This is a genomic window from Candidatus Poribacteria bacterium (assembly GCA_021295755.1).
In the GTDB taxonomy this organism is placed as follows: Bacteria; Poribacteria; WGA-4E; order WGA-4E; family PCPOR2b; genus PCPOR2b.
Window position 1 is genome coordinate 38,949 of record JAGWBT010000004.1, and the last position, 16,965, is coordinate 55,913.

Genomic DNA, 16,965 nt, shown 5'->3' on the forward strand with positions numbered 1-16,965 from the left:
CGGATGATCCTTCTACAGTAACGATGAGCACCCCTCAGTTACTTTTGTCATCTGTATTAGAGAGTCTCAGCTAGCGATTTCTCGACGATCGAAACCGCTTCGTCAACGTGGGCAGCGGTGATATTGAGCGGTGGCAAGAAGCGAAGGACATAATCATTTGTGCAAATCGTGATTAAGCCATTTTCGATACACTTCGCGGCGACTGCGTTGGCATCAACAGACAGCACCAACCCACGCAGCAAGCCTTTGCCGCGTACCTCTTTGATCGGGTATTGGTCTTTAAATGCCATCAGTTTGTTTTCCAAATAGTCACCCATTTTGACCGCATTTTCGCCTAGGTTTTCATTGAGGATGGTTTGGACTGTTGCACATGCTGCGGCGGTCACTAGCGGATTTCCTCCAAACGTCGCCGCGTGGGTGCCGGGGACAAAACTTGCTGCGATATGCCCTTTAGCGAGCATCGCACCGATTGGCGCCCCTCCACCGAGGGACTTTGCCATTGTGATGATGTCCGGGATAATGCCGTAACTTTGATACCCAAATAGTGGACCTAGCCGTCCCATCGCCGTTTGTACTTCATCAAGGATGAGGACCAGATTATGTGTGTCACAGAGTTCGCGCAGCCCTTCCATGTAACCGCTGCCCGGTGTGTTGACTCCGCCTTCGGACTGGATCGCTTCCACAAGGATGCCGCAGGTCTTGTCACTGATTGCGGCTTCCACAGCGGAGAGGTCATCGTACGGGACGTAGGTGAACCCCGGAACCATCGGCTCAAAACCCTTGTGATATTTGGGTTGAGCGGTTGCGGTTATCGTTGCCATTGTACGCCCATGGAATGAGTTGTCCATCGTGATGATCTCGTACGCGTCTCTGCCTTGGTCTCTGGTAAACTTCCGTGCAAGTTTAATCCCGGCTTCGTTGGCTTCGGCACCGCTGTTGCAGAAGAAGCATTGATCCATATCAGAGTTATCAATAAGCATTTTCGCGAGCCGGGCTTGTGGTTCGATGTAGTAGAGATTGGAGATGTGCAGGAGTTTCCCTGCTTGCTCACGGATGGCTGCGACCACGTTAGGATGGCAATGTCCCAATCCGTTGACGGCTAGACCACCTAGGAAATCGAGGTATTTCTTGCCCTCTGCATCCCAAAGATAAGCCCCTTCTCCACGGACAAACGCCAGCGAGCGTTCACCGTATGTGTTCATAATATACTCTGTAGCCATTGCTTTAATTTCCGCTGTTGTCATTTCCTGTCCTCCTTTTGGGGCTAATGTATGCGGGGAACAACGATGGTTGTGCCCTACTTACCTAAGAAGCCCTGATTGCCTTGCGGCGATCTGTTAAATAGTGTAAAGATCCAATAGTGGAGCGCATACCCATCAAACCTTACATATTCTTTTTATATTTGAGCGTGAAAACTCTGTATGGAAGTAGGTTTGGTGACTGGATATATGAACTTGACACATTATCAAATATTATAAGGGAAACGTGGTTGATATTCAAGATCAAAGTCGTCAAGAATAGGAAATTTCCGAGTATTCCTTCAAGCAAGTTAGGATGCGTGGTATTTCTGACGGGTTGTTTCCTTCTGGGGGTGGTAGCCGGGACAGGTTAGCACGGGTAGACGTGGATATCTCTGAAAGTCAGGGTTGGAGTTTGAAAGGAGGCACAGATAGAAACGACTATAATTGGCGTTTTCGATTATTTTGACGTGCTGACAGGTCTGACACAGGCCAACTTCCAGATGACTTTTGGTTTTCATGGAATTCAACTAAAATCCTATTTCGATTTTTTAGCCAATACACTGGATAATATTTTTATGAGTTCGTCGAGATGGATGTGTCGGAAAAACTCGGAAAGTCTTTTCTGCTTGGGCTTAGTTGGTAGCAAGATGAAATCCGGGTGATGCTTGCCGACCAGCTCTAAGACCTTGCGGTAGGCACGGCTTGTAGCATAACCCACGATCAGTTCATAGTGTGCTTTATGCCGATCGAGATAGGCGTTGAACCTATCTGCGCTGAGTTGAATTTGGGCAGCGTTCCGAGGCAACAACTGAAAGTCGTAGCGGACTACTGCCTCCCGCGATTCAAATTCTTCGGGGACGGGTCCATAAAGTCCCGATAGAGTGATTTTATGGATGAACTGCTGATCCCCGCCAAATGCGGTGCGGAGTGTGGTGTTTACAATGGAATGGGTGCGTGACAGGGAATACGGCTTCTGGCCAGCACAAGGGATTGTCAAAAGAATCCGTTTTTCTGGAGGAGGCTGATAATCTGGGGGTATTGAAAACGAGTCGGGAGTATAGTTCAACGAGAGCGATGGTTGCGTCCGTTGAGTCGTCAAACGTTTAGGTGTGGAGACCACGGTCTTTGACATCTTCGTTGCAAAATCATTGTCGTTTTCGATTAACCAGTTAACTGCGTCCCGAACACCGCGTGCCTTTGAGGCGTGATCGACTACTGCTGCGAGCGAATTGTCGGCTTTAATTCCCTTCACCATGTGTTTGAGAGTTTTGACCTCCATCTCAAAATTGTGCAACGCAATTTTGGCGTAGTAGTAGCTTTTGTATTTTCCCGTTGAGGTGAGTCGATAGCTTTTTGCTTCCATGAATGCTTGTTGCATCTCTTCGAGCGAAGACTCCCGACAGACACGACAGGTGCACTCCATCGTATCCAACTCCAGGATCTTTAGTTTTTTCCCTGTCTCCGGATGTGAATAGCTTAAGCTACGCGCAGCTTGAATGTAACTCGTGCTGTCAAAACTATCGACCCCCAAGTAAGCGAGTATTGGGGTTAGATTGCCAGAAACGCCGAAGGCGTGGATCGGTGTCCGGTCCCGTGCTGATTCCGGGATGGCGTCGAGTACACCACATATCCGGGATAGCACCTCTGAATCGTTGTCGCCCCGCAATGGTACGAGCGAGCCGACTGCAAGTCCGAAGGAGGGGAGCGCTCCCACCAGCCGCTCAAAAACATGCGTGACGTAGATTTGAATATCTTCTCTGGATTGTCCGTGACAACAGATGTACAGGTAGGGCGGGTTGTCCATAGCTGCGAGTTTCTCTGCAACTCGGAACGCATTCTGAAGGCTCCGATCCATACGGATTTCGGCTTCGGCGCGGACGAGACCGGGCGGTAGTGGATAATCGAGGGAAGCGATGATATCACCACCCAGATCGAGTTGGAAGTCTAGAATATTATCCGCCTCGGTCTCCTTATGGATACCGAATTCTGAGAGGGAAAGCCCGGCGTTGTAGAGCAGTTTGAAGCCGCCCGAATCCAGAAACATGGGGGCATCATAGGGGCCGTTGGGCTCTCGGTAGCGTTCGCGCATCGGTTTTTCTCGCCAGTAGCCGATGTGCTTGCCTCTGAGGTTAAAATCGAGGAAATGTAATACCTGCGAGAGGATTGGCACGTCGTATTTCATAACGTCTTTCAGCAGGTATTTCCATATCCCACCCCCATTTGTGCTCGTGCTCGTCATGAATGAGAGGACGGGAAATAAAATTGGTGTTGATAGCGGTGGGAGTGCGATCCCGTTGCGCTGTAAGTGGAGTTCTCCGATCCTGCCAGCTTGCCGCTGGACTGTCGTTTGATAATCTGACGTGTCACTCATTTTAATTCGCCTCTAAGCGGGCCGCTCCCCACTCTTTTCCTTCTAGCGCGGGCAACTCGACTTCAACGGTTTTGGGTTCAATGTTTGCGTTCGATGCGTCTCTAGCTTAGGAGATGTGCGTGTAGAAAAAGGCAGCGAGCATTATGGATATTAGTTTATGCCAATGTGCAAAGCTTTGTCAAACTTTTTACTCGCCATTAAAATTTGATTGTAATGCAGGATTTGGCGTTGAAAAATAGGTGTTGATGTGAGATAATGGACATGCCTATGTTGTAATTAGGTAGAAGGCTGGAACGGCGTTTTATGCCTTTTTCGTGTGTTGGAGGTTGGAGAATGACAATACGAAACATGCAAAGAAATATGGTATCGATCAAGGCGGCAGAGATCTCCACGCCGCCGGCGTGGGCATTGATAGAGCATCAACTTATCCGCCTCATGGAGAAGGCGGTGGATTTGGCGGCGCAGAAGTATGGTCGTCTTGATGGAACCCCTTATAATGTGAACGATGTTGATGATACATACGAAGCGCATTCATACAAAGGACTCCTTTACGCTATCGGTGCGGATGAGAGGGTGCTGGAGATCGGTCTCCAAGAATGGAATGCGATTACCCGGCTTTATGATGACGGGATTGTGCGTCGGGAGGATGAGCCGCAACATCCAGAGTTTCGGGTGCAACTCCACAATGAGTACTACAACCTGAACGGTCCCGCCGACTGGTTTCACATGGGCGAAGGCAATCAGTCCTTTTACTGCTTCGGTTTGGCGGATCCAACCCATCCGGAGAACATCCGACGCGCCAAACGGTTCGCAGCGATGTATATGGCTGAGGATCCTGAAGCCCCCAACTATGACCCTGAGTATAAGATTATTCGCTCTCCATTCCATGGCAGCGTCGGTCCCCGTTTTCATGCAGACCTTGCGCTGGCGAAGGTGCTGCTGGATCCGGTTTACTATCCGGGTGGCGTTGCACACGGGCACGCTCAACGGTCAAACCTCTATCCGGTGGTTGAGGATTTAGAGGAGAACTGGTTTGAGAACCCGGGGCGGGCGGAAGAAATTCTAAAGATTTTCGATGACGTCGTTCTTAACGGCGATATTCCAGATAATTTAGCGGCTACGGCGCTGATGACGAATGCCTATCTTTACACCAGCGAAGAGAAGTATAAGCGGTGGGTCCTCGAATACACGGAAGCGTGGATGGACCGCACACGGGCTAACAACGGGATTATTCCGGACAACGTCGGACCTACAGGAAAGGTAGGCGAGCAACGCAACGGTCAATGGTGGGGTGGATTTTACGGGTGGAACAGTCGTAATTCTGCCCGTAATGCGTTTTTAGCCGCGACCATCGCCGCTGAATGTGCCCTGTTGCTCACCGGCGATTTTGGCTATCTGGAATTCATCCGCTCGCAGATTGAATTTTTATTGAGTCTTGCTAAGACGCGGGAAGATGGTCAGTTGCTTGTGCCAACGCGAATCACGCAAAACGGTTGGGAGGGATATCAGCCGAGAGGAATTCAGTGGTTGGCACGTGTATATCATGCGTCGATGGGGGCAAGGGATTACGAGCTAATAGCGAGACTGCGTGCCGGTGAAAGGGAGAATGACTGGAATGAAGTCGAGGTTGCGGGTGACCGGAGCAGTGGGAATCTGGAGGCACGTTTTAACTACTACGACGGCGTAAACCCCGATTGGCCCGAAAAGCGGTTACAGGCGGAGTATCAATACGTCTTGGCGATGTACGAGTTTATGCGTTGTGACTCCCGTGATACCGCGCAGATTATCGCCGAGAACCGGTGGCCCCCGAACCCTGTCGTTACCAAGGGAATCACACAGGTGACGATGGGCTCACCACAGCCTATCTACAATGGCGGACTGTTGCGTGCGACGGTACGTTATTTCGACATGGACCGTGCACGTCCGGGGCTTCCGAAGGATGTGGCGGCTCTAGTTGATAAATTGGAGTCTGACAGGGTGGGCATCCAGCTTGTGAATCTCAACCGAACTGAAACTCGGAATGTGATTGTACAGGCGGGTGCTTTTGGGGAACACCAATTTACTCAAGTGAAATTTCAGACAATTGACCAAGAAAAAGCATTGGAGAATACCATTCCTGTTGATAGCAAGTATTTTGTAGTCCAACTACCTCCCTCCACAAATATTCGACTGGAGGGAGCGATGCGACGTTTTGTGAATCAACCGAGCTATGCCTTTCCGTGGCATGGCGACAGGGTGCCGATGCCGTTTCGATAGGGTGCTCAAATAGCATTGTTCAAACAACTCGAAAAGGAGATTATATGGAAAGGCAAACTGCTATAAGTATTGCTGACGATGCGTTTTACATCAATGGAAAAATAACCTATCCCGGTCGATTCTATAACGGACATAAGATTGAGGGATTACTCCTCAATTCGCGGATGGTGCAGGGAGTTTTCGATGATCGCAATCCGGAGACTGTCGCCATGTGGGCATATCCTGACACCGGCGAGTGGGATGCGGAAAGGAACACGCGAGAGTTCTTAGAGGCAATGCCTGAATGGAGATCCTACGGTTTATTGGCATTTACGATCAACCTTCAAGGTGGAAGCCCGGAGGGATACTCGAAGGGGCAGCCGTGGCATAATACAGGGATTGAGGCAGATGGTAGCTTAAACCCCGATTATATCGATCGGTTGACTCGTATTATCGATCGTGCCGATGCACTTGGAATGGTTGTGATTCTGGGTTATTTCTATTTTGGTCAAGATGAGCGTGTTAGCGACGAGGCGGCGGTTGTTCGTGCTGTAGATAATGTTACGCACTGGATCTTTGATCAGGGATATACGAATGTCCTCGTTGAGGTCAACAATGAATGCAATGTACAGCGATATCTCCACGACATTTTGAAACCGGACCGGGTTCATGAGTTGATTGAACGGGTTAAGGGCATAACCCGTGATGGACGACGGCTGCTTGTCGGGACAAGCTACGGCGGCGGAAAGGTCTCAGAGGAGAACGTCGTGCGAACATCAGACTTTTTGTTGATGCACGGCAACGGTGTCCGCGATCCCAACCGGATCGCCGAGATGGTTCAGCAAGCACGGCAGGTGTCCGGCTACCGAACGATGCCGATTCTGTTCAATGAGGACGATCACTTCGATTTTGATAAGCCGCTTAATAACTTCGTTGCAGCAATCAGTGAGTATGCGTCGTGGGGATATTTCGATCCGGGCGAGAATAACTACTCCGACGGTTACCAAAGTGTACCGGTGCAGTGGGGACTCAATACAGAACGTAAGAAAGCTTTCTTTGAGAAGGTTCGAGAAATCGCTGGAGATAGCGCATAAATGGTAGTTGATCTATTCTTGAACCGACCTTAAAAGGACAGGAGAACAGTATGAGATTTGGCGTTTGCGCTCCGCTCGAAAAGATTGATAGGCTCGCAGCGGTTGGCTATGATTACATTGAATTAGGAGTGAGAAATGCGCTCATTCCAGAAGCGAGCGATGCGGAGTTTCAAAAGATTCAGGAACGCGTGGCACAGTCAACTTTGAAGCCGGAGGCGTATTCAGGTTTTATTCCAGGTGATTTGCGCGTCGTCGGGGACGTGGTTGATTTCCCACGGCTGTCGCGCTATGTCGAAACCGCGTGTCGTCGAGCGAAGGAGATTGGTGGGGAGATTATCGTTTATGGAAGCAGTGGCTCTCGCAATCTTGAGGACGGTTATTCAGAAGAGAGCGCGTTAGATCAGATTGCGGAGTTTCTGGACATGGCTGCAGATCACGCAGAAGCGAATGATATTACGATCGTAATTGAGCCAATCTGTCATAGGGAGGGAAATATCCTCCGCACTGTTGCTGATGGGTTGGAGATGGCGCAACGGGTTAATCGAGAGGGGATTCAGTTGCTAGCAGACCTATACCATGTCTGGCAAGAGGATGAGCCGATGCAAAATATCATTGATGCGGCAGAGTGGTTGGCGCACGTCCATATCGCCGAGCCGGCGAAACGATCGTATCCGGGCAACGATGACTTCGATTTCGAGGAGTTCTTTACCGCCCTTGAGGGTGCTGGCTACGATGGGCGTGTCTCATGCGAATGCAGTTTTGATGATTTTGATGTTGATGTGGAAACTGCGCTCCGAACGATGAAAGCGTATGTCTAGATTATTTTTCTTTGTTAGGTATAGATATTTTCTTGGTGATGCTATCGCGAAGTTTCAACCTGTAGTCTTCAACCTTGGTTATGGATACGATTCAAGGACGAGTCATTCGAGCTAGAACTAGCTTCTATGATGTTCAGGATGGTGACGCGGTGCTTCGTTGTCAGCTGCGGGGGCGTGTCAAGCGTGCCCAGAGATCTGCAGAGGGGAGGCAGATCTACGCGGATCCCGTTGCCGTTGGGGATGAGGTCATTGTGACGCCACTCGATAATGACGAGGGGGTCATTGAGGAGATTTTATCGCGTCGGACAAAATTTTCGCGCAGACACCCCGGCAAGCGTGATGCCATCGAACAGATTGTTGTTGCGAACGCGGATCAGGTGGTTATTGTTCTCTCAACTCGTTTGCCTGACCTTAATTATCGTTTCTTGGATCGATTCCTAATTTTGGCAGAAGTGGGGGAGATGGATGCGGTTGTCTGCATCAATAAAGTTGACCTCATCGATGTAGTAGAACAGCAAAAATTGGGTTCAATCTTGAGCGCCTACGAGCAACTCGGGCATCCAGTGATTTTTACAAGTATCAATTATCCACAGAGCATTGAACCTTTTCGGGACGCGCTACGAGATAAGTTTAGCGTCATCGTTGGTGCGTCCGGCGTGGGAAAGTCAAGCCTACTGAATACGGTTCAACCGGGACTGGGCTTGCGTGTCGGCGAAGTGGGACTGAAAACGGGGAAGGGTAGGCATACAACAACACTGGTGGAACTTTTTTGCTTGGATTTTGGCGGTGAGGTGGCGGATACGCCCGGCATTCGAGAGGTCGGCTTGTGGGGCGTCGATACGGAGAATCTCGATCTCTATTTTCCGGAGATGGAAAATTATCTTGGCAAGTGCAAATACACAGATTGTGTCCATCTGTCTGAGCCGGGTTGTGCGGTTACCGAGGCGGTCAACACGGGCGAAATTAGCGATGTTCGCTATCTGAGTTATGTTTCGCTGAGAAACGAGGAGAATATAGAGAACTCGCCCTCCATTCCATAACGCCGTTCTTCTGCATGCTTAGCGGTAAAGTGATCAAGGGTCATGTTTCGGAGGAGCGCATCCGTTAAAACGATTCATTGCTGTTTGGACATCCTCTATTACAAACGTCTCAATCGCGTCAGCTGCGCAGGGAATTGCCCAATTGATATCTTCTCTCTCGGCGGCGGAAAATTCGTTGAGAACATGATCCATCCAATCTCCTTCCACCTTTCCGATCCCCACACGTAAACGCGGGAAATCCTGTGTGCCGAGGTGATGGATAATTGACTTTATCCCGTTATGTCCACCGTCGCTTCCCGCCCTTCTCATCCGTAGCACACCGATGTCTAGGTTCAGATCATCATAAACTACGCATAGCTCATGCGGGAAGATGTCAAACTTCTGAACAAGCATGTTGACAGCTTGTCCGCTGTTGTTCATATAAGTCATCGGTTTGGCAAGGATAACTTCGGAGTCGTGCCATTCTGTTCGAGCGACAAGTGACTTACACAAGGGCGCTAGCCGATCTAGCTGCAATCGTAAGAGGAGTTCGTTGACAACCCAAAATCCGAGGTTATGCTTCGTATTTTCGTATCGGGGACCGGGGTTTCCGAGTCCAACGATTAGCTTTCTTGGTGTGGACATGATGGGTGTTTAGTTTTAGGAAGTTTCGGGAGGGGCATTCAACTGTGAGAAATAGCGTTAATTATCTGTTTCCTGCCCGCTAGCTTGACCTGCTTCCACTGTTTCGGCTTCCGCCGGTTCAACTGCGGTCGACTCAACTTCTGTCGATTCTGCTTCGGTTGATTCTGCATGCTTACTCACCACTTCCAAGTCCAGCGTAAGTCTCAGCGGCTTTGAAATATCGACATGCCCACCAATCGTATCCGTTTCAAGCCCCTCAATAAGAATCTGTACCTTTCTAATCGCATCCGAGAAATTCACCTTAACAGTTCGCAGAATTGCGGCTACGGTGAGGGCTTCGCTGGTTGTTCCGCCGATATGACCGTCTTTGAGATGTTGTGAAAAATCTAAATACGCCGTTGCCTGTTCATCGACGTATACCTCATAGAGGAGCGTACCTTTGGGAATGGTTTGATATAAGCCACTGATGGAATCACTGAGGAGTGCGGTGATAGTTTGTTTAAGGCGTTCAGTGACATCTTGGGATAGGTTTAGCTGTCGTTCTTCGCCGGCGAGCCTGAGTGAATTGGTATCAAAGAAGAAGAGCGTACATTTCTGAAGTTGGGTCTGTGCCGGTTCGGAGATGACAATGGGTGAAGGAGGAGGTACTGGCGTTGGATCGGTTTGTGGAGACTCACATGTTATAAATATCACTAAGATAGCAATAGTGATTGCGAGAGTGGCAGTTGAAATCGCAACATGCCGAATCTGAGTAGGTTTCATATTCTTGTGCACCGCATTATCTACCATTGGCAGTTTCCTCCGCCTGATCTGATTCTGCGATATACGTCTGAATTGCCTGTACTATTCCTGTTGCGAGGAGGGCAAGGTTGTCGGCGTCTACGAGTCTCGCTTCATCGGCTTCGTTAGATAGATAACCGATTTCAATAAGAACTGCCGGCATGTAGACCGCTGCCAGGGTTGCGACCGGTATCTCGTTCAGGGGAATTGGAGCAGGCGAGAGCTTTTCTAATTCTGTCTGGAGAATCGTAGCGAACTTCCGGCTCTGTATCAAGAAATCTTCTTGGGAGAGCGTTTCGATAGTTATGTTACGCTGTGAAGTTTCGTTTGGATGAGTGGGTGGACGCTCTAATTGGGTAAATCCTAAGGAATTACTAATGTAGAGGTGGATACCTGCGGCCCGTTCTGAAAAAGAGGTGTTGCAGTGCAGACTGAGAAACAGTTTCCCTTGATTATTCTGTGCAATATCTATTCGCTCGCTCGGACGCCGTTCAAAATCTGCGTCGCGCGTCAATAGGACCGCCACCTGATTCCGGCTGGCAACCTCCTCGACCTGTTTGGCAAGGTCAAGGACAATATCTTTCTCCGGTCGCATTGTGCTGCCGTGATAACCTGTATCGGCACCGCCGTGTCCTGGATCGAGGATTACCAGAAATTTTGCTGGGCCTTCCATAGCCTCAGGAGCGGAGAGATCAGGGAGTGGTGCAGTTTTTTCAGTGATGTGTATCGTCTGTATTACGGGGTTATGAGTGACCCGAAAATCGTATAACTTGGGCAGCAGATCGGTAAAAAATGTGAGGGGCAGCATCAATTGTCCCTCAATGATCAGTGGGGGATGCGTGAGTGACAATTTCGTTTCGTCCGAATCGGCGCTAGCAGAAAGTGATCCAACTCGTAGCAGGAGCTGCTTCTCTTTGAGGTTTAAGGTAAGCCGCTTTGTCAGGGAACTGTACTGTTGTTTCATCCCCGGATCGAATGCTTCCCGCAAGGTCTTAACTGGCAGATATAATCCGCCATCCTGCTCAATAATCTGTGCTTGGGCGAGCGACTTGCCGCTTCCATCAACAAAACGGATTAGCGAGGATTGAGCGTAGCTATAGCTGATCCAACTCGATAACAAAATGGCAATGGATAGAATGGATTGACGCACCATTAAGCACCTGACTACAAGATTGTAGTAACATGTTACCGATAGTCGAGCTAGATTGTGTCCAGATCTATCGGAGGGCTACTGCACTTATCGCGGCTTATTCTGATGACCTAATGTAGTGATATAGAGGAATTACGCTGCCTATCGGACACCCTAAAATAGTGGCGAACTTGCAGGTAAAGCGCCACACACTTATTCCTCATCGTCCTCGTCATCATCACTGCGGCGAGAGATGACTTCTGGTTCCGCATCCTCGTCGGTTTCTGCTTCTAGTTCCATGCCTTCCTCATCTTCCGCTTCTGGTTCTTCCTCGATCCTCGGCGGCACAACAGCGACGATCCGTGTGTTTGAGTCATCTATAATCTCAATTCCTTCAGGGAGGGAGATATCTTCCACCGAGATCCTATCGTCGATCGTTAATTCGTTGATATCGACCTCAATTTCGTCAGGTAGAAGGGTTGGGAGACAGTGTAACGTTAATTGTCGGTGCGGAAATTCAAGGATTCCTCCCTCTTGGATTCCCGGGGCAGATCCGATTAAGGTAATTGGTACTGCAGAGGTAATCGGTTCATCCATTGAGATGCGCAGGAGATCTGTGTGAAGCGGTTGATTGCTTACCGGGTCCCTCTGAATTTCTTTCACCATAACGTTTTCGATGCCGTGATCTGCGATTTCCAGATTGATAAACGTGTTTTCCCCGTAGTTTTGCAGAAAATCGCGAAAACCTCGTGCATCAATTTGGATGGGGATAACCTCGTTCTTGCGACCATACAGGACTCCAGGAAGATTCCCTGCACGTCGCATGCCACGTGCGGCGCCTTTGCCAGCAGCCTCCCGTTTTTGGGCTTCAAGTTTAACTTGTTGCATGTGATATTCCTCCAGGACAAAAGAAAGCCGTAGCTGCGACGATAGCTACGGCCTATGAAAATGCTGGGCGGGTAGGGATCGAACCTACGCATGCGGGTGCCAAAGACCCGTGCCTTACCGCTTGGCGACCGCCCATCAAGAGATACGCACTCCCACGCTACTCATAGGGGTTGCATTGCAAAAGGCGAAGTCGTTCTCGAAGTTCGCGGCAGCCAGCTTCGCTTGAGCTTGGTTTTGCATTAACGCAAACACCGTTGCGCCGCTCCCTGACATGAGCACCCCACGGCTGCCTGGGTATTTGTTGAGTCTGGTTTTTATCTCAGCGACAGCGGGGTATTTCGAGAGAACAGGTACTTCTAAGCCGTTATAGAGATAGCGCACGATGTTGAAAAACTCGCCATTCTGCAAACAGCGAGTCAGCATTGTAACATTTTTTTTGGGTGGAGTCAATAATAAATTGATGTGTTGATAAACCCAAGCGGTAGAGATTTCAAAGCCGGGGTTTGCCAGCAGGATCCACGGTTTGTCCATGGCAGGCAACGGTGTCAAGATTTCACCGATGCCGCGTCCAAGAGCGGCGCCACCCAGTATACAAAACGGCACATCCGCGCCAAGTTGTACGCCTAACTGCATTAGATTTGACTGTGTCAAACCGAGGTGAAAAAGGGTATTCATTCCACACAGCACCGCAGCGGCATCTGCGCTACCTCCACCAAGGCCCGCTGCGACCGGTATCCGTTTCAGAATCGTAATTTCGACGCCGCTCAGATCGGGCGTATTGTCAAGCAGCAGCTTTGCCGCGCGATAGGCAAGGTTACGTGGGTCGCACGGCACATGTGGGTGTTCACAGTGCACTGTGATTTGTCTATCAGTACGTTTGCGGAGGTAGATGTCGTCATGCAGGCCAATAGAATGGAAGATTGTTTCGATTTCGTGATACCCATCCGGGCGTTTTTCAATAACATCGAGGTACAGATTAATCTTTCCGTGTGCATGTACGCACAAGTCGAAATCTGCCATGCTACTCCTTCAACAATGGGCGCTGTGTACCTTGCTGCAAAAACCGCTCAAACTCAAACTTACTGTCGTTGATATCAAGGTTGATTTCAGGTTTTATAATTTTCAGTTCGACTCGCGTCTTTTCGATGGGGCGTTCTATCTCAATTTTATGAGGGCGCAAGATACCGCCGACCTCCCGATAGTCTGAGAACTTTGCTCGCTGAATAGTTGTGCCGTTGGTTTCACGCACTTCCCAATCGCTGACCTGCGGTTCGGAATCGCGCACAAAGATTGTAATCTGCTCAATTTGACCTGCGGTGATACCGGGACGCCTCACCACAAACTTCGCACCGGAATGTGCTAGGGACAACTCGCCGGTTCGCCCGTCTAGGAAGGGATTTGCGAAAATAGCGCTCCGCACATCGGAAACCCGCAGATCTACCCCAAAAACTTCTTGGAGCACCTGATCTTCCAACGGTTCAAAAATGACCTCTTCCTCGTTGACGAAATAAAGCAGAAACTGGTTTCGCGCAGCAATAGCAACCACTCGTGGTTCATTCAGGGGTCCCATCGCTTGAATGTGCAGTAGATCGCCGTCCGTCTCGGATCTCTTGTACCAGAGGGATTCTCGGACTTCTTCTTTTTTGTCCTCTTCCTCAATGGTCACGATTAGCTGCAGTATCCTTAATGTCGAAGTCAGATTGTAACTCAACTGAAGTTCTTCAAGAATTGGATTCAACTTTTCGGCGTCAGCGGGGGATAGCTGAAAAGTTGTCGCTGCGGCTCCGCATCCGTTGAGCACAACCAGAACGCACAGTGCGACTGGTAAGAGGCAGGAAGTGAGATAGCGATAGATTGGGGTTAAGGGACCATGCGTTGCACATCGGACTCCCACTCTTGGACTTGCGGAGCGGAGGAGTGGAACGTGCGGCAAAATCGACGGGTTTCTAAGGTTCATGTTATCGTCCTTGGGTGTTGATGCTTGAAATCTGCCACCCATTTTTGGACTTAATCAATCTAAAAGACAACCTGCCTGAAAGCATTACAGGTGAGTCTGCTGCTGAAGTTAGGACAGCCGTGTAATCTGCGTCCACCGTTGCTGTTCGGGTTTTGCCTTGAACACGCAATTTTTGCAATGAAAAATCGATCTGTGCATACCTTTGGAATACGCCCGCCATCTTCTCTCGCAGCTGCTTGTAATTTTCGCCATCTCTTGAGTAGTTGGGCGATATGGTCCCCATCAATGCGGATAGATCGCGATTGGTGTAAGCGGATGCATATCTTTGGATAACGACTTCAACGGGATCTTGTGGGCTGGCTACTGTCTCCATCGCAGCCCGCGCAAAATCTTCGGTAGTCGATGCATCGGAATCCGATGATGACACAGGCGCGTTGGATTCTACCGCGAAAATCTCATCAAGCAGCTGTTCACTAGCGTCATCTTGGCTTGATGTCATCGATGCGAGTTCGTCTTTCTTTTCAAGTCCATAAATCTCGATTTCAGTGAGGCGAATCGTTCCCCGCATAGAGCGGAGGCGGATGCGACTGAGCATTCCGTGTGTGTAGCCGACGGAACGCCTTTTTGCGTAGGTCTCGGTGTCATTTGTCAGGCGAATAAGCAGACGAATCTTTGAGGTTCGCACCGGTTTGAAACGCACGACGACTCGTCCATCTTTGTTGTTGCGGATACTGTTGTGTTGTTCTCCGATCTTTTTCCCAATCCGATCTACGTGCTTCCATCCGTTTGCGTGTGGCGTCCAATATTGGACCGCAAAATCGCTGATGCCGTACTGGCTGGCGGGATACTTCTCCGAATCGACGGTGTGGACGATGACGCGGGTTACCAGTTCCTCCTCTGCGAATTGAATAACAGCCCAGCCTACCGCCGAAGAAGCAGTACCCTGTATCCCACCGCCGTAAAGGTCTCCGCTATTGTAATCTATCTGATTTGTATCTTCGTTCCGACGTGTTGCGCCGCCTCCCCGACTGAAGACTGCCAGCTGCTCACGTTCGCCAGGTTCTATGTATCCACCATATTCATATTCGCCATCAAACTTCGATTCCCAGCCCTCACCCTGATCCCAACCTTCAGAGTTTACAATTCCGTTCGTCAAGGTTGAGGCGGGATGATCGGGGTTATCTTGAGAGACATAAACTACACCTCCATTTTCGGGGCGGGCATAATTTACAAGTTGTTTGTCAATTTCGCTTTCCTCAACAAAAACCTGTTTGAATGATTGTTGGCATCCACAGATTAGTGCTAGGTATGCGCTAATGAAAGTTGCGGTTGTAAGATGTTTCATGGACTTTTTCATGGCAGAACCCTCGAATTAATTTGTGGGTATAGAGCCGAGCCTCTTGTTGTGCGGCATTTATTGTCAATTGAAGGAATCAACCTGTTTTCTTAACTATATCTACCGTCTTGGCAACGATCAGGTCCTCAATCTCCTTTAAAAACGGGGCAGGACGTAAGAAGTAGAAGTGAGAGCCATCCACTTCGTATCCGCCGAGGTCATACGTCTCCTTACTCGGTACGTAAGCGATCAAGCCGTTGCTGTAAGCGACCGTAATCGTTGTCGCGGGTTGGAGTGCGCTTTTGACGTGTAGACCTATCTCTGTTAGTACCTCACCGCCGATGAAGATTGCTCGTAGCGCTTCGTTGAATTGCACCACCTGAATCTCTTGCGGGCAACTGGTAGGTAGTCCACCTGCTTTGGATAGCTTGAGCATTTCTGATGCCCACTGTCTGATGAATGGATTGGCGTGGTTTTCTGCCTTATCACGGAACCTTGCATCATCGGGTAGTTCGGCATAGGGTAGGTGATGAAAATCACTTGTGACACACAACTCTTCAGCGTCCACTGGGGTTATGGCTTGTCGGGACTGGATCGCCTCATCTGCAATTCGTCGGGAGGCGGTTTCTAGCTCTTCGAGTGACGGTGTGTTAAAGCCGTTGTTCTCGCCCTTAAACCATGGACGAATGTTTCCCGCACAGCCTGTCGCGAAGAATGCGGGTGCTTCGGTTTGTTCGCTTAATGCGCGGCATAGAAAGCCGGGGTAATCCCCGCCCAGCATGTATCCGCCTCGGCTTGTTGGGTGGCAGCCGAAGATTGTTAAGCTGCCGATCAATTCTCTACTTGTGCTACTAAACCAGAGGGTGTCTAAATCTCGGTCCATGGTACCATCCGGATTTGGTGCGAATAGAACGCCACCCTCTCCGTCCGGCAGACGGCGACTGACGCCAAATTCAGAGTGTCCTCTCGAAAACCCTACAGTTCCTTCAACTTGCCGATTTTTTGCTGCAACTGCGACTTGGACAAGCTGGTTCAGGAGAAATTCTGCATATCCCTTCTCAACCTCGCCCGGCATCGCCATCGGATAGAAGAACGGCGCACAATGCGTGTGCGTCGCTGTCAAAACGACCTGGCGCGGTAGCAAACCGGTGGATTCAGCGATCCGATTTTTTGCGGACGCTGCGTACGCAAGGTCGTATCCGATGAGGTCTGCGGTTAAGATCAGCACCTCGTCTGTATCACCGGTGATGGAGATAGCCCCGGCGGTGAGTGGCTGGTAGACACCTTCAGATCTGTGGTCACGGTTGCCATAGCCCGTTAGCCAGACGGGGTGCTGGGGTGTTATGTCGATGCTCGCAATACCGATTTTTGTCATGAATTCCCTCGTTTTGTTGGGGGCTCATACGGAGACTCGACTACTGACCTTGACATACTCCCCGCCCTAAAGGACGA

General features: G+C 49.8%; 15 protein-coding genes and 1 tRNA gene. 4 read left to right on the plus strand and 12 right to left on the minus strand.

Annotation, left to right across the window (positions count from 1 at the left end):
- Positions 1-56: 56 nt before the first annotated feature.
- The 3 genes from J4G02_01485 to J4G02_01495 form a co-directional block, all read right to left on the minus strand.
- Complete coding sequence (locus J4G02_01485; GenBank protein ID MCE2393267.1) at positions 57-1,244, minus strand: aspartate aminotransferase family protein; 1,188 nt, start codon at positions 1,242-1,244, stop codon at positions 57-59.
- Positions 1,245-1,549: 305 nt separating this feature from the next.
- Positions 1,550-1,759, minus strand: coding sequence for a hypothetical protein (locus J4G02_01490; GenBank protein ID MCE2393268.1), 210 nt, complete (start codon positions 1,757-1,759; stop codon positions 1,550-1,552).
- 17 nt (positions 1,760-1,776) lie between these two features.
- Positions 1,777-3,612, minus strand: coding sequence for a tRNA-guanine transglycosylase (locus J4G02_01495; GenBank protein MCE2393269.1), 1,836 nt, complete (start codon positions 3,610-3,612; stop codon positions 1,777-1,779).
- Positions 3,613-3,960: 348 nt separating this feature from the next.
- On the opposite strand from J4G02_01495, the gene J4G02_01500 reads away from it, so the two are divergent.
- The 4 genes from J4G02_01500 (at position 3,961) to rsgA (ending at position 8,799) form a co-directional block, all read left to right on the plus strand.
- Positions 3,961-5,868 carry a hypothetical protein gene (locus J4G02_01500; protein ID MCE2393270.1) on the plus strand — a complete coding sequence of 636 codons (1,908 nt, stop codon included), beginning with the start codon at positions 3,961-3,963 and terminating at the stop codon, positions 5,866-5,868.
- Between the two features lie 44 nt (positions 5,869-5,912).
- Positions 5,913-6,941: a hypothetical protein gene (locus tag J4G02_01505; GenBank protein MCE2393271.1), complete on the plus strand. Its 1,029-nt coding sequence runs from the start codon at positions 5,913-5,915 to the stop codon at positions 6,939-6,941.
- Between the two features lie 50 nt (positions 6,942-6,991).
- Entirely contained in the window at positions 6,992-7,759 is a 768-nt protein-coding gene (locus J4G02_01510) for a sugar phosphate isomerase/epimerase (GenBank protein ID MCE2393272.1), read from the plus strand.
- A gap of 80 nt (positions 7,760-7,839) precedes the next feature.
- Positions 7,840-8,799: a ribosome small subunit-dependent GTPase A gene (rsgA, locus tag J4G02_01515; protein MCE2393273.1), complete on the plus strand. Its 960-nt coding sequence runs from the start codon at positions 7,840-7,842 to the stop codon at positions 8,797-8,799.
- A gap of 33 nt (positions 8,800-8,832) precedes the next feature.
- Here rsgA and pth read toward each other — a convergent pair whose 3' ends face one another.
- From pth to J4G02_01560, 9 genes are all read right to left on the minus strand, one after another.
- Positions 8,833-9,423, minus strand: a complete 591-nt coding sequence (gene pth, locus J4G02_01520; GenBank protein ID MCE2393274.1) for an aminoacyl-tRNA hydrolase — start codon at positions 9,421-9,423, stop codon at positions 8,833-8,835.
- 57 nt (positions 9,424-9,480) lie between these two features.
- Positions 9,481-10,212, minus strand: a complete 732-nt coding sequence (locus J4G02_01525) for a GerMN domain-containing protein (GenBank protein MCE2393275.1) — start codon at positions 10,210-10,212, stop codon at positions 9,481-9,483.
- On the minus strand, positions 10,202-11,353 hold the full coding sequence (locus tag J4G02_01530) for an N-acetylmuramoyl-L-alanine amidase (protein ID MCE2393276.1): 1,152 nt from the start codon (positions 11,351-11,353) through the stop codon (positions 10,202-10,204). Before J4G02_01530 ends, J4G02_01525 begins: the two co-directional genes overlap by 11 nt.
- A 192-nt stretch (positions 11,354-11,545) precedes the next feature.
- A complete protein-coding gene (locus tag J4G02_01535) occupies positions 11,546-12,220 on the minus strand; it encodes a 50S ribosomal protein L25 (GenBank protein ID MCE2393277.1) in 675 nt (224 codons plus the stop codon).
- 63 nt (positions 12,221-12,283) lie between these two features.
- Positions 12,284-12,355 (minus strand) — tRNA-Gln (locus J4G02_01540).
- On the minus strand, positions 12,356-13,240 hold the full coding sequence (locus J4G02_01545) for a 4-(cytidine 5'-diphospho)-2-C-methyl-D-erythritol kinase (protein ID MCE2393278.1): 885 nt from the start codon (positions 13,238-13,240) through the stop codon (positions 12,356-12,358).
- A 1-nt stretch (position 13,241) separates the two neighbouring features.
- A complete protein-coding gene (locus J4G02_01550) occupies positions 13,242-14,177 on the minus strand; it encodes a hypothetical protein (protein MCE2393279.1) in 936 nt (311 codons plus the stop codon).
- 1 nt (position 14,178) lies between these two features.
- Entirely contained in the window at positions 14,179-15,522 is a 1,344-nt protein-coding gene (locus J4G02_01555; protein ID MCE2393280.1) for a nuclear transport factor 2 family protein, read from the minus strand.
- 88 nt (positions 15,523-15,610) lie between these two features.
- Positions 15,611-16,888: a hypothetical protein gene (locus J4G02_01560; protein MCE2393281.1), complete on the minus strand. Its 1,278-nt coding sequence runs from the start codon at positions 16,886-16,888 to the stop codon at positions 15,611-15,613.
- Positions 16,889-16,965: the final 77 nt, after the last annotated feature.

Bases quoted from the DNA above. Each gene is read 5' to 3' on its own strand.
- J4G02_01525 (MCE2393275.1), bottom strand. From the start codon at position 10,212: ATGGTAGATAATGCGGTGCACAAGAATATGAAACCTACTCAGATTCGG.
- J4G02_01550 (MCE2393279.1), bottom strand. From the start codon at position 14,177: ATGAACCTTAGAAACCCGTCGATTTTGCCGCACGTTCCACTCCTCCGC.
- rsgA (MCE2393273.1), top strand. From the start codon at position 7,840: ATGGATACGATTCAAGGACGAGTCATTCGAGCTAGAACTAGCTTCTAT.
- J4G02_01535 (MCE2393277.1), bottom strand. From the start codon at position 12,220: ATGCAACAAGTTAAACTTGAAGCCCAAAAACGGGAGGCTGCTGGCAAA.
- J4G02_01510 (MCE2393272.1), top strand. From the start codon at position 6,992: ATGAGATTTGGCGTTTGCGCTCCGCTCGAAAAGATTGATAGGCTCGCA.
- J4G02_01485 (MCE2393267.1), bottom strand. From the start codon at position 1,244: ATGACAACAGCGGAAATTAAAGCAATGGCTACAGAGTATATTATGAAC.
- J4G02_01495 (MCE2393269.1), bottom strand. From the start codon at position 3,612: ATGAGTGACACGTCAGATTATCAAACGACAGTCCAGCGGCAAGCTGGC.
- J4G02_01560 (MCE2393281.1), bottom strand. From the start codon at position 16,888: ATGACAAAAATCGGTATTGCGAGCATCGACATAACACCCCAGCACCCC.
- J4G02_01500 (MCE2393270.1), top strand. From the start codon at position 3,961: ATGCAAAGAAATATGGTATCGATCAAGGCGGCAGAGATCTCCACGCCG.
- J4G02_01505 (MCE2393271.1), top strand. From the start codon at position 5,913: ATGGAAAGGCAAACTGCTATAAGTATTGCTGACGATGCGTTTTACATC.
- J4G02_01545 (MCE2393278.1), bottom strand. From the start codon at position 13,240: ATGGCAGATTTCGACTTGTGCGTACATGCACACGGAAAGATTAATCTG.
- J4G02_01555 (MCE2393280.1), bottom strand. From the start codon at position 15,522: ATGAAACATCTTACAACCGCAACTTTCATTAGCGCATACCTAGCACTA.
- J4G02_01490 (MCE2393268.1), bottom strand. From the start codon at position 1,759: ATGAAAACCAAAAGTCATCTGGAAGTTGGCCTGTGTCAGACCTGTCAG.
- pth (MCE2393274.1), bottom strand. From the start codon at position 9,423: ATGTCCACACCAAGAAAGCTAATCGTTGGACTCGGAAACCCCGGTCCC.